General features: G+C 47.4%; 9 protein-coding genes and 1 riboswitch. Of the genes, 2 read left to right on the top strand and 7 right to left on the bottom strand.

Translation table 11 applies throughout. The annotated features are described in order from the left end of the window. Nucleotides 1-10: 10 nt before the first annotated feature. Nucleotides 11-191: riboswitch (cobalamin riboswitch) on the bottom strand. A 64-nt stretch (nt 192-255) separates the two neighbouring features. Next, nucleotides 256-1,509, bottom strand: a complete 1,254-nt coding sequence (locus tag B5F53_RS02415) for a prenyltransferase/squalene oxidase repeat-containing protein (RefSeq protein ID WP_087219216.1) — start codon at nt 1,507-1,509, stop codon at nt 256-258. A 74-nt stretch (nt 1,510-1,583) separates the two neighbouring features. After that, entirely contained in the window at nt 1,584-3,659 is a 2,076-nt protein-coding gene (ftsH, locus tag B5F53_RS02410) for an ATP-dependent zinc metalloprotease FtsH (RefSeq protein ID WP_330396128.1), read from the bottom strand. A 363-nt stretch (nt 3,660-4,022) separates the two neighbouring features. On the opposite strand from ftsH, the gene B5F53_RS02405 reads away from it, so the two are divergent. Continuing rightward, nucleotides 4,023-5,501: a DUF1846 domain-containing protein gene (locus B5F53_RS02405; RefSeq protein ID WP_087219210.1), complete on the top strand. Its 1,479-nt coding sequence runs from the start codon at nt 4,023-4,025 to the stop codon at nt 5,499-5,501. 60 nt (nt 5,502-5,561) lie between these two features. On the opposite strand, the gene B5F53_RS02400 is transcribed toward B5F53_RS02405, so the two are convergent. Then, nucleotides 5,562-6,482, bottom strand: a complete 921-nt coding sequence (locus tag B5F53_RS02400; protein ID WP_087219207.1) for a sugar phosphate nucleotidyltransferase — start codon at nt 6,480-6,482, stop codon at nt 5,562-5,564. A 164-nt stretch (nt 6,483-6,646) separates the two neighbouring features. Between B5F53_RS02400 and nagB the strand changes: the two genes are divergently transcribed. After that, complete coding sequence (gene nagB, locus B5F53_RS02395) at nt 6,647-7,378, top strand: glucosamine-6-phosphate deaminase (RefSeq protein ID WP_087219204.1); 732 nt, start codon at nt 6,647-6,649, stop codon at nt 7,376-7,378. A 56-nt stretch (nt 7,379-7,434) separates the two neighbouring features. Here nagB and B5F53_RS02390 read toward each other — a convergent pair whose 3' ends face one another. The 4 genes from B5F53_RS02390 to B5F53_RS02375 are packed head-to-tail and all read right to left on the bottom strand — an operon-like array spanning nt 7,435 to nt 13,431. Beyond that, a complete protein-coding gene (locus tag B5F53_RS02390) occupies nt 7,435-9,522 on the bottom strand; it encodes a penicillin-binding transpeptidase domain-containing protein (protein ID WP_087219201.1) in 2,088 nt (695 codons plus the stop codon). Nucleotides 9,523-9,580: 58 nt separating this feature from the next. Then, nucleotides 9,581-10,948: a sensor histidine kinase gene (locus tag B5F53_RS02385; protein ID WP_087219197.1), complete on the bottom strand. Its 1,368-nt coding sequence runs from the start codon at nt 10,946-10,948 to the stop codon at nt 9,581-9,583. Nucleotides 10,949-10,960: 12 nt separating this feature from the next. Then, entirely contained in the window at nt 10,961-11,629 is a 669-nt protein-coding gene (locus tag B5F53_RS02380) for a response regulator transcription factor (protein ID WP_087219194.1), read from the bottom strand. Between the two features lie 29 nt (nt 11,630-11,658). Beyond that, nucleotides 11,659-13,431 carry a Na/Pi cotransporter family protein gene (locus tag B5F53_RS02375; RefSeq protein WP_087219191.1) on the bottom strand — a complete coding sequence of 591 codons (1,773 nt, stop codon included), beginning with the start codon at nt 13,429-13,431 and terminating at the stop codon, nt 11,659-11,661. Nucleotides 13,432-13,607 lie beyond the last annotated feature (176 nt).

Raw genomic sequence — 13,607 nt, 5'->3', positions numbered from 1 at the left:
CCTTCAATCTAGGAATCGTCTTTCTACGGTAGGTATTCTGACTTCGCTTCATCCTTGGAAACGCCTTCTCAGATAAATCTATCCAATGGCATCTTGTTTCCGCGTCCACGTTACAGCAGAGATGACTGTTCCGGACTCACACCGGATTCCCTATTATCACCCATACAGGCGGCCGTTCCACACTCTTAATTTTTCTGACAAAATTATTGTACTATGCTTTTTGTCAATCCGCAAGTCGAAATATGCGGGAAACTTTTATTCTTCTTCAATCCATTCTTCGGTTTTATTTCCTTTTCTCTTTTTTATTACAACAACTGCAGCAGCAACAATTATGACAACTCCTGCGGCGATAGCTGCCACTGCCGGAATTCCCTGCGTCTCTTCCCTTCCATATATTTCTGCAAGTGTTTCTTCTGTCCCCCCGTCTGTAAAGGAGAAAACAGAACCCATGCCGGACTGCGCCCTGCAGTAGGCAGTGATGGCCAGTAAGGCCTGCTGACTTGCCATCTCATCTGATTCTTTCTTTTCCAGATCGTGACAGAAGCCTCCGTCTTTCATCTGATAAGACAACAGGATTTCAATTAGATCTTTTCCATCTTTATAAAAAGCTTCTTCCTGTGCCGCGTCTTCCCCCAGAACAGAAAGAGCAATAATCACCTGAGCGGTACTTTCCAGAGATTCCACTCCTGAGCTAGTAAATGTTCCGCTTTCATTCTGACAGGAGGCTAACCAGTTCTTCAGTTCTTCTACTGTTTCTGAAAGAACCTCTGTGGTGGTTTCTCCTGTATTGACATTGGTAACGGTAAATTCCTGTTTTGAATCCTGATAAGGAGCCAGTGCGCACAGAGCCATAGCAGTCAGATCCACATCTCCTTCCCTGCCTGTCACAGAGAAGCCTCCGTCCTCTGTCCGCTGTTCCAGAATCCTTTCGATTAATTGTTCCCTGTGGGCTGAAGCATCATCCGGCGTCTCATACTGTCCGCTGTCCAGGGCAATCAGCCCCCAGATCAGGCCGTTTACTCCCTGCTGATCCAGGGCAGTTGTTTTATCCCGGTTATAGACGCCGTCTGCAATTAAATTGATATGAGACTGGCCTACATCCTGGGGATCCGTCCCCAGAGCCTCCAGGGTCAGGGAAATCCGGTGCCATTCTGTGGCCTTATTGGGACTTAATTTCGTTTCTGTCTTATATTTCTCTTCCACATAATCTGTCAGGCGGTTTCTGTAATTTTCCATTCCTTCATCCAACCCCATCCGGGCAACAGAAAAGGCTATCCAGTCTGCGGTACTGGTTCCCGCAGCCTCCAGATAATCTCCCTGGAATAAAGGATCCGTCTCCTTAATGCCCATCCCTTCTTTTTCCCATTTCAGGATTTCCTGCCCGGCCTGATAAGCCTCTCTGGCTTTTTCCAGACCGTCCTCTCCCTGGACGCCGGCTGTCAGATTCCATGCCAGAATTGTGCCGGCCAGAAGAATTCCTATCCCTTTTTTCTTCTTGTTTTTCTTCATGTTCTCCTCCTTTTTTATTTTCTTATTCCATTAAAACAGGGAACTGCGTGCCTTTGCACGCAGTTCCCTGCTATTTACTCTACGCCGGTTTCCCCGCCCGGAAAGGTTTCTGATTCTTCCTGTTCTTCAGTTTTAACTTCAGGCGCTGCCTCCGAAACAGCTGGTTCCACAGCCTTTTCCTGTAATCTTTCTGTTCTGCTGCGGACAGCCTCCGGCTTTCCGTCGCCGTCTGCATCGTACAGCTCCAGTCGGCTTAAATCCTCCGGAATCTCCATACCTGCCTGTACTGCCCGGAAAATCTTCATGAATTCTTTTCCGGTAATGGTTTCTTTCTTAATCAGGTACTCTGCAATTTTATCCAGGGATTCCCGGTTGTCGGAAATCAGTTTCTTCGCCTGTTCATAGGACTCATGAAGAAGCATCATCACCTCGTGATCCACTTCCGTCGCTGTATCGTCGCCGCAGTTTAATACCACCCGGCCGCTTAAGTACTGATTCTCCTGGGTTGCCAGTCCCATCAGTCCGAATTTCTCAGACATTCCGTACTGGGTCACCATGGCTCTGGCAATCTTGGTCGCCTGTTCGATGTCGTTGGCCGCCCCGGTGGTCACCGTATCAAATACGATTTCCTCGGCAGCCCTTCCTCCCAGATAGCCCACCAGCATTGCCTCCAGCTCTTTCTTGGTGTTCAGATATTTCTCTTCCTCCGGCACCTGCATAACATAGCCCAGGGCTCCCATAGTTCTGGGAATAATGGTAATCTTCTGTACCGGTTCCGCATCCTTTTGCAGGGCGCTGACCAGAGCGTGTCCCACTTCATGATAGGAAACAATTCTCCGCTCCTGGGGACTTAAAATCCGATCTTTCTTCTCCTTGCCCACAAGAACCACTTCCACGGCTTCCAGCAGATCCGTCTGGGCCACAGCCTTTCTTCCGTGCTTTACTGCCAGGATTGCCGCTTCGTTAATCATATTGGCCAGATCCGATCCAACAGCGCCGGAGGTAGCCAGGGCAATCTCCTCGAAGTCTACCGTATCATCCAGCAATACATCTTTGGCATGAACTTTCAGAATGCTGATGCGCCCCTTTAAATCCGGACGGTCTACAATCACTCTCCGATCAAAACGGCCCGGACGCAGCAGCGCCGGATCCAGAACCTCCGGACGATTGGTAGCCGCCAGAATCAGGATTCCCTTGGACGTATCGAAGCCGTCCATCTCAGCCAGAAGCTGGTTCAGGGTCTGTTCCCGTTCATCGTTTCCGCCGCCGTACCGGGAATCCCGGCTCTTGCCGATGGCGTCAATTTCATCAATAAATACAATACAGGGGGCGTTTTTCTTGGCTTCTTCAAACAAATCCCTTACACGGGACGCACCGACGCCCACGAACATTTCCACAAAGTCAGAACCGGACAGCGAGAAAAAGGGAACGTGAGCCTCTCCTGCCACAGCCTTTGCCAGCAGAGTTTTCCCGGTACCGGGAGGTCCCACCAGCAGGGCGCCTTTGGGAAGCTTCGCCCCGATTCCGGCATACTTTCCGGGATTGTGGAGGAAATCCACCACTTCCTGGAGAGATTCCTTGGCTTCGTCTTCTCCTGCTACGTCTTTAAAGGTGACCCCTGTTTCCTTCTGCACATAGGCTTTGGCTCTGCTCTTTCCCACTCCCATGCCCATGATGCCTCCGCCTTTGTTAGCCCTTCCCATCAGGAAGGCAAAGACAGCGCACATTAAAATCACCGGGACTAAAATACTTACCAGCACGGAAATCACGCTGTCCAGCACATCCGGCGGTTCCTCGGTAAAAGTCACCTCCGCCTTTTCCAGCCGTTCTGCCAGTGCATTTCCGTCTTCCATGGCATTTGTATAATAGGTAACTTCTTCTCCGTCTTTCTGTTTGGATGTAATCTTCAGGGTATCGGACTGGAGAACCACCTCATCCACACGGTCGTCCTCTACCATCTGGATGAATTTATCGTAAGTTATTTTACTGGACGTGTCTTTTAATATATTTGTAAAAAAGCTGATACACATCAGCGTAACCAGTAAACACACCAAAAAGGCTAAAATCGACTGCCTGTTCTTCCTGGGTCCCTGGGGGTCCTGGGGACCCTGTCCGACATTTTGCTTGTTATTAGGCAAATTATTATTCACTTTTGTACCTCCTCTTGTCACTTCTCTATTATACGGATTGATTTTCAAGAAATCAACCGGAAGATACTTTTTCCAGGACATATTTTGTAACTATTCAGCCATGCGGCTGCTGAAGGCAAAAATACAACGCAAGCTTGCTTGCAGAGGAATTTTGCCTTCAGCAGACATATGGCGTTTAGCCGTAATCGAGGATTCAGCCGCGTAAGCGGCGGTAGAGCAGCGGCTGCTGCGAGAATCCGAGATGCATGGCTGAATAGTTACCATATTTCCTTAAAAAATGATAAAAACAGGTTTCCCTCAGGAAAAATTTATAGTATACTGATTATTTGTAAAAATATAAAGAGGAATACGGAGGCACAACAAATGAAAATCGGTTTTGATAATGAAAAGTACCTTTCCATGCAGTCACAGCACATCCGGGAAAGGATCAGTAAGTTCAATAATAAACTCTATCTGGAATTCGGAGGCAAGCTGTTTGACGATTACCACGCGTCCCGGGTTCTGCCTGGTTTTGAACCGGACAGCAAGCTGCGGATGCTGATGCAGCTTTCCGATCAGGCAGAAATCATTATCGTAATCAGTGCCAATGATATAGACAAGAATAAGGTCCGCGGGGATCTGGGCATCACTTATGACGAGGATGTGATCCGTCTCTATGAAGCCTTTACCCAGTGCGGACTTTATGTGGGAAGCGTATGCATCACCCAGTACGCCGGCCAGGAAAGCGCGGACTTATTCAGAAAACACCTGGAAAAACTGGGGCTGAAGGTTTACCTGCACTATCCCATCTCCGGTTATCCAGGCAACACCTCCTTCATTGTCAGCGATGAAGGTTATGGAAAAAATGATTTTATTGAAACATCCCGCCCTCTGGTAGTTATTACTGCTCCGGGTCCGGGAAGCGGAAAGATGGCCACCTGTCTCTCCCAGCTCTACCATGAACATAAAAGAGGAATTGCCGCCGGATATGCCAAATTCGAGACATTCCCTATCTGGAATATTCCTTTGAAGCATCCGGTCAACCTGGCTTACGAGGCAGCCACAGCAGACTTAAACGACGTCAACATGATCGATCCCTTCCATATGGAAGCATACGGCGTTACCACCGTCAACTATAACCGGGATGTGGAAATCTTCCCCGTCCTTCAGACTATGTTTGAGAAAATCTGCGGGGAATGCCCTTATAAATCTCCTACCGATATGGGCGTGAATATGGCAGGAAACTGTATCATCGACGATGAGGTATGTCAGGAGGCCTCCCGTCAGGAGATTATCCGCAGATACTATAAAACCCTTACAGAAATCGCTCTGGGCAATGCTCCGGAAGAACAGGCATTTAAAATCGAACTGCTGCTGAAACAGGCTCATACCAATGTCACCGACCGGAAAGTCATTCCTGCCTGCCTGGAGATGGAGGAACGCACCGGGGCTCCTGCAGCCGCCATGGAACTGGAAGACGGCAGAATGGTATTCGGAAAGACTTCCAGACTGCTGGGCGCCTCTTCCGCTCTTTTGTTAAATGCCTTAAAAGAACTGGCAGGAGTAGATCATGAGGAACATGTGATTTCTCCCGAGGCTCTTGCTCCTATTCAGACCTTAAAAACCCAGTACCTGGGCAGCAAGAATCCCCGTCTCCACTCTGATGAGACCTTAATCGCCCTGTCCATCAGTGCAGCGACCAACCCAAGCGCCAGACGGGCCCTGGAACAGCTTCCCAGATTGAACGGCTGCCAGGCTCACGCTTCCGTTCTTCTTTCTTCTGTGGACATCAATGAGTTTAAAAAACTGGGCGTACAGCTCACCTGCGAACCTAAATACGAAAAAGAAAAGAGTTATCACTAACTCTTTTCCTGATTTACGCCTGCCGGACAGACTTACCGGCAGGTATTTTTATATTTTCTTTTACTCCCACAGATTCTGAGGATAGAGCCCCTCATCCTTCATCTTCTGAATGGCTGCCGTCACCATGGGTTTATCTTCCTTATAAGTAACCCCGTACCATTTATCCATGGATTTTAATACTTTCACGTCTGCTTTCTTCTCTTCAATCAGCTCGTCTACTGCAAAAGGAAGGAAGAATTCGCATTTCTCAGGATTGTTCTCCAGCTCTGTTCCTAAAAATTCCCGGAATTTCTTCTCCAGTTCTTTCAGAATACTGTTGGAAAATCCCCACAGATTCATGGATACAAAGCTGTCTTTGGGAAGTGTCACCCAGGTATTTCCTCCGTCCTCTGTATAAGCTGCTCCCCCTTCCCGGTTTTCGATATGGGTTCTCTCACAGATCCCGGCCAGACATCCCTCCCCATCCAGGGTACAGATTCCTCTGGAAACATAGCCGTTCTCTGTCAGGGTGTTCTCCAGCTTGTATCCCACCATCATATAATGGTAAATTTCCTCATCCTGAACACTGCTTAAAAATTCATATGCCATCTGAAAAGCATGACTTCCGTAGTAATCATCTGCATTAATTACCACAAAGGGGCCGTCGATCACTTTCCGGCAGCTTAAGACAGCGTGTCCGGTTCCCCATGGCTTCACCCTGCCTTTTGGAACCTGAAAGCCTTCCGGCAGATCTGTCAGCTCCTGGAAAACATATTCCACTTCCACATGGCCGGCAAGACGGTCGCCGATGGCCCTGCGGAAATCCTCCTCGTTTTCCTTCTTTATTATAAATATCACTTTTTTAAATCCGGCCTTAACGGCATCGTAAATGGAAAAGTCCATAATAATATGGCCTTCTTTATCCACGGGATCGATCTGCTTTAATCCTCCGTACCGGCTGCCCATGCCCGCCGCCATAATTACTAAAACAGGTGCATTCATTTTCATTCCTCCTAATCGTTATATGGTTACTATACCACATTTTCACCTGTTTGCGTATTTTTCCTGCTAAATATGCATGTTTACAGGATAAAAGAAATAATCATTGAATTAATGGGGAAACCGTTATAAAATTTAAAGTATAAAAATGAAAAGGAGAACTCGTTATGAAAGTTTACAAGGCAAAAGACTATGATGCCATGAGCCGGAAAGCTGCTAACATCATTGCAGCCCAGGTGATTTTAAAGCCAAATAGTGTATTGGGACTGGCTACCGGATCTTCTCCAATTGGTACTTATGAATATCTGGCAGCCAAATATCAGAATGGAGATGTGGATTTCTCAGGGGTAACTTCTGTAAACCTGGACGAATATAAGGGACTGGATGCTTCCAATGATCAGAGTTACCGTTACTTCATGAATCAGAATCTGTTTTCCAAGGTTAATATCCCTCTGGAAAATACTTACGTTCCTGATGGAACTGAGCCGGACAGCGACAAAGCCTGCGCCGCTTACAATGAAATCCTGCGTAAAGTGGGAACGGTAGATTTACAGCTTCTGGGTCTGGGGCACAACGGACATATCGGCTTTAACGAACCGGGCGACTTCTTCCCTGATGAAACCCACTGCGTGGATCTGGCAGAAAAGACAATCCAGGCCAACAAACGCTTCTTCGCCAGCGCAGAGGATGTTCCCCGTCAGGCTTATACCATGGGTATCGGAACCATCATGCGCGCCAGAACCGTACTGGTTGTAGTAAGCGGAGCCGATAAAGCGCCTATCTTAAAGCAGGTACTGGAAGGTCCGATTACTCCTCAGGTTCCGGCTTCTATTTTACGTTTACATCCCAATGCGATCCTGGTGGCAGACGAGGCCGCTTTATCCGAAACGGATATTTAATATCTGTATATCAAAAGTACCGCTGCAAAAACTTTTCCGTTTTTGCAGCGGTACTTTTATTCTCCGGCATAGATTTCTTCCAGAATCTCTCTTTCCAGCCCTACTACGTATCCGCTTCCTCCCCGTTCTTTCACGTCTTCTACCATACTGACCAGAAGGAGGGAATTTTCCGGGGATTCTTCCGGCGTATAGACCGCAAGCCACCCCAGTTCTGTTCCGTTTACGTCGTCTACCGTATCTTTAATCTCCGCTGTACCTGTTTTCCCTGCCAGCCGCACAGCGTCCATCCGGCATCCGGCGCCTGTTCCATTGGGATCTTCAATGACCTGGAGAAGCCCTTCACTGACTGCCTGTACCGCTTCCGGGGAAAAGGCCTGGCTGATCCAGGTTTCCGCCTGCGGATCTTCCGTATATAACAGGCTCGGCTTGATTACGTCTCCGTTATTTAGAAACGCCGTATACAGGCAGGCCAGATGAAGGGGATTTGCCAGCATCTGCCCCTGTCCGTAACCACTGTCTGCCAGCTGAACCTCTGTATCAAACTCTCCGGAATTGGAATACTGGGATTCTGTCATCCAGATGTCAAAGGGAACCCGGGCGCCGAAGCCCAGACCTTCCAGACTGGTTTTTAAAGTATCCGCCCCAATCTGAAGAGCTGCCTTGGCAAAATAGATATTGTCTGAATAAATCAGGGCATTGACCAGGTTGGCGGTGCTGTATTCGTGAAGGGTGGTTACGTAATAGCCGCCCCAGGTCTGATCTTTCTGCCACTGAAGCCCTTCCATTCCCAAATCGGCATTGGGATCCAGCTTCCCGGCGCTCACTCCGATCGCTCCGATAATGGGCTTAAAGGAGGACCCGGGGCACCAGGTGTTGCGGAAACGGTTCAGCATAGGCTGCTGCTCATCTTCGTTTAAAGCGTCCCACTGCTGCTGGGATAAGCCGAAGATAAAATCATTGGCATCATAGGAAGGTGTGCTGACCAGAGCCAGGACCTCTCCTGTTTTCGGATTCATGGCCACATGGCAGCTTTCATCTTCCTTAAATTTCTCATAGAGTTTCCGCTGGAGACCGGCGTCAATGGTCAGTGTAATGTCCTGTCCGTCTTCCTTTACCTGATAGGCCAGAACCTCTTTCTCTGTTCCCTGGGAATTTGTGATGGTGATTTTACAGCCGTCTTTTCCCTTTAACTCTTTCTCATACAGGCTTTCCAAACCGCTTTTTCCTATCTTACTGCCTGCATGATAGCCCTCTCCTTCTCTTTCTTCCAAATCCTCTGCCGTAACGTCCTGAATATATCCGGTCAGGTGGGAAGCCGCCTCTTTGAGAGGATAAACCCGGGTTTCGGTATCACTTAACATTACCCCGGGCAGTTCCAGAAGCTCCTGTCTGAGATTTCGTTTCTCAATGGCCTCTTCCTGAGAATAAAACAGTAAATCAATCTCGTCAATTTTCTCCAGCATCTTCAGTGGAACGAACGAGTCATCCTTCACCCAGGCGGCGCCCAGTTTCGTTTCTATTTCTTCCACCGACATTTCCAGAAGCTCTCCCAGCTTCTCAAATTCCAGATCTCTTTGTCCGTCCAGCTCTCCGGGAACCACTCCCACCTGGGATACTGTTCCGGCGCCGGCCAGTACCTGTCCGTTTCTGTCTAAAATCTGTCCCCTTTGGGCAGGTATGGTGGTCACCTGTACCTTGTCTTCTCTCCCCAGATTGGGAAAGATCAGACTGTGTTCCCATTCCAGTCCGCAGCCTTCTCCTATCTCTCTGGTAAATACGGCCTGATTTTCAAACTGAAGGAGACCGGCGGCTGTGTCCATGGAAGTTTCATAGACCAGCACCGTCTGAAGTCCTTCGTCTTTCTTCTCTTTGATTTTAATCTCTATATTCCGGGCCTCAATCCCCTGGTAAATGTTCTGATTTCTTTCTGTGAATTCCTCTTTGCTGATGGTCTCCCGGCTTGCTTTAGTAAGCATCCCGTACATTTTCTCATAATCTTCCGACTCAATGCACTCCATATAGGAGAGCAGCATGTTTTCCGTATCTGCAAATAATCCCAGACCTTTCCATAAGAAGAGAAACAGAAGCAGGACCAGTAGCAGAAGCCCCGCCGGAAGGAGCCACAGTACCTTTCTTTTTTTCATAGAAGCCTCCTTTCGCTTCTATTATTACACTTGTAAGATATAAAGTCAACAGCCAAACTTACATTCTGGACTTTGGAAAACGGATGGAGATTTCGGTTCCTTTTCCCAGCTCACTCTCAATGTTTACTTTCGCTCTGTGAAGCATCGCCCCGTGCTTTACAATGGAAAGCCCCAGACCTGTACCGCCTGTACTTCTGGAGTGACTTTTATCTACCCGGTAAAACCGCTCAAAAATCCGATCCTGTTCTTCTTTCGCCACGCCGATTCCCGTATCGCAGATGGTCCAGGAGATATTTCTTTTTTCTTCTTTCAGCCAGATGCTTACTTTTCCACCTTCCTGGTTGTATTTAATCGCATTATCCACAAGATTGTAAAAGATTTCATACAGAACCTGTCTGACGCCTTCCATGGAAACCGCATCTCCGGTAAATTCAAGAGAAACATTTTTCCGGGCGGCTGGCACCTGGACGCTGCTTACAATTTCTTTTGTCATTTCATATAAATCCACCTGTTCAAAAGGCATCTGATTTTTACTCTCATCCATCTTGGATAACTGAATGATATCTTCCACCAGGGTCTTCAGGCGGCTGGCTTCTTTATAGATTCTGCCGGCGAACTCCGGAACGTCCTCGCTGCGGACCATACCGTTTTTAAGCAGTTCTGCATATCCGGAAATGGACATCAGAGGCGTTTTCAGTTCATGGGATACGTTAGCGGAGAATTCTTTCCGCACCATTTCCGCCTTTTCTTTTTCAAACTGTTTCTGCTTCAGTTCTTCCACCTGTTCTGCAATCTGTTTATTCTGCTGATCCACCCGTACCAGTAGGGGGCGCAGCTCCTCATACCGTACATTTTTCAGAGGATGTTCCAAATCCAGATGGTTGATAGGGGCGATAATCTGCTTCACCTGTCTCTGGCTGGCCAGGATAGCCACAATCAGCACAACCCCCAGTAAGATTCCAAGCAAAGTCAGGCTGGTGCTCATGGTATAAAAAATACTGTCTTCCGTCTTGGATACCCGAAGGACTTCCCCGGAATCCAGCAAGAGGGCATAATAATAAGTCTGCTGAGACAGGGTTTCAGAAAAACGGGTCATTTCACAGCTTCCCTCTTTCCTGGCTTTCACAAATTCCGGACGGTTCCCGTGATTTTCCAGCTCCTTGGCATCTTTTACGGAATCAAAGAGCACGGTTCCGTCTTCATCCAGCAAAGTGATCCGGCTGTTGGTCACATCCCCCACCTTTTTTGTGAGATAACTGTCACCCACCTGCTCCAGGGCATATTTGATATACTCCGCTTCTTCCCGTACTGTCTCCTTTCTGCTGCCGTCAATGTTGTAATAGAGAACGCCCACCACAGCTACAAAGGTGAGAACAACCGATAACGTTACAAGTAAACATACGTGATTAAGAATTCTTTGTCTCATAGGCTGCCTCTTCTATGTACGGATCCGGTATCCCACACCGCGAACCGTTTCTATCATACTTCCGGCCTCCTGCAGCTTCTGTCTCAAAGTACGGATGTGGACGTCCACGGTTCTGGTTTCTCCGATAAAGTCATACCCCCAGACATGCTCCAGCATCTGATCTCTGGTCAGAACAATCCCCTGATTTTCTACCAGATATTTTAAGACTTCGTATTCCTTTCTGGTAAGCTCCACCGGTGTTCCGTTTTCCCGGACTTCGTACCGTTTCAGATCCATCTCCAGCGCTCCGCAGCGCAGCAGTTCATTCTTCTCTTTCCTGCTCCTGCGCATAACCGCCTTCACTCTGGCGATAAACTCCATCATTCCAAAAGGCTTTGTAATATAGTCGTCGGCTCCGCCGTCCAGCCCTTTTACTTTGTCCAGCTCTTCTTCTTTTGCCGTTACCATGATGACCGGAATATCGCAGTATAAATCCGATTTCTTCAGTTCTTTCAATATGGCATATCCATCCCTTCCCGGAAGCATAATATCCAGTAAAATTAATTCCGGCACAGGATCGCAGGAAAGGGCCTGGAACAGCTCTTCGCCGTCAGCCATGCCCTTTGCTTCAAATCCTGTAGTTTCTAAGGTATATACCAAAAGTTCTCTAATGTTTCTCTCGTCTTCCACACAATAAATCATACACTCATCCTCGAACTTTTTTATACTTTTTATGGAAGCAGATATTTCTGCTCCAGTTCATAAACTACTTTATCAAATTCCTCATTATCCGTATTCTTGATATAATCCAGATAGCTGTGGTTATCATAGGCATCTTCCAGTACCTGAACCACACAGACAGCTATGTTAGAGCAGTGATCCGCTATCCGTTCCATATCGGTAATAATATCTGAAAGGATGAATCCCATTTCTATGGTACATTCTCCTTTTTTCAGACGTTTGATATGACGGTTTTTCATCTCCGTACTGATTCCATCAATCACTTCTTCCATAGGTTCAATGGTTTTCGCCTGTTCCTGATCTTCTGTCTCAAAGACTTTATAAGCAGAATCCACAATGTCATTCACCGCTTTACAGAAGACCTTCAGTTCTGCCCTGGCATCTTTGGAGAAGGAAAGGCCTTTGTCATACAGCTCCTGAGCCGATTCCATCAGATTGACCGCATGATCGCTGATTCTCTCGAAATCCCCGATACAGTGCAGCATCACGGAAAGGCTGTGGTTGTCTTTGGCATTTAAATCTTTATGGCTTAATTTTACCAGATAAGTACCCAGCTCATCCTCATAGCGATCTACCTTCGCCTCCAGACGTTCTACTTCTCCGGCTCCCACAGAATCGTATCTGGCCATCAGAAGTTCCAGAGCAGTACTTAAGGCATTCTGAGATTCCCTGGCCATACGTACGGCTGCATGACGGCTCTGCTCCATAGCAAAAGCCGGTTTCTCCAGAAATCGGGGATCCAGAGCCTGGAATTCTTCCTCTTCCCGGCTGGCCTTTGCGTCCCCTTCTTTATCCCGGATAATCAGGCAGGCCAGTTTTACCAGATATTGACCGAAAGGAAGTAAAATAATTGTTGCAAAAATATTAAAGGTACTGTGTAAAACTGCAATCCCTGCCGGTGAAGCAGCGTCTCCCACAAAGGAGAAATGCACGAAAGCATTAATCGTATAGAACAGCACCATGAAAATCGTCGTTCCGATTACGTTAAAGGACAGATGCACAACAGCCGCTCTCTTGGCGTTTTTGGATGTTCCTATGGATGATAAAATCGCTGTAATACAGGTACCGATGTTCTGACCCATGATAATGGGAAGTGCCACTCCATAGGAAACGGTTCCTGTCAGACACAGAGCCTGTAAAATACCCACAGATGCTGAGGAGCTCTGTATAATTGCCGTTAAGATTGCTCCGGCCAGCAGTCCCAGCAACGGATTTGAGAACATGGTCAGAATACTGGTAAATTCCGGTACGTCTGCCAGAGGCTCTACTGCACCGCTCATGGTTTCCATACCGAACATAAGTACTGCAAATCCAACCATAATTAAGCCAATGTCTTTTCTCTTCTCATTTTTCTGGAACATAATGAAAACAATTCCAATAGCTGCCAGAATCGGTGAAAATGATGAAGGCTTAAGAAGCTGAATGAAAAAGTTGCTGCTTTCAATTCCTGCCAGACTTAAAATCCAGGATGTTACTGTGGTACCGATATTGGCCCCCATAATAACACCCACTGCCTGTGACAGTTTCATGATTCCTGAGTTTACAAAACCCACCACCATAACGGTTGTGGCCGATGACGACTGAATCACCGCCGTCACACCGGCGCCCAGCAAGACTGCCTTAATAGGGCTGGAAGTCAGATTCTCCAGAATTCTTTCCAGTTTTCCTCCTGAAACTTTTGCAAGTCCGTCCCCCATAACCTGCATTCCGTAAAGGAACAGGGCAAGACCGCCGATTAATGTTAGTACACTAAATAGATCCATTTCTCCTCCTCAAGCGGCATGGTATTCCATACCTTTCTCCTTAGTTTTGCCCACATTCTAAAGGGTTTATGTAAAATTTTCCGTATCCAATTGTAAAATCTGTGTAAAATTCTCTGTTTCCTCTTGCATCCCCTTCTTTCCCAAAGTGAAATCTTCTTTAAATCCAGGTAAATTCT

Source organism: Blautia sp. An249 (assembly GCF_002159835.1).
Classification (GTDB): domain Bacteria; phylum Bacillota; class Clostridia; order Lachnospirales; family Lachnospiraceae; genus Blautia_A; species Blautia_A avistercoris.
This window is presented reverse-complemented; position numbering and strand designations above follow the sequence as displayed.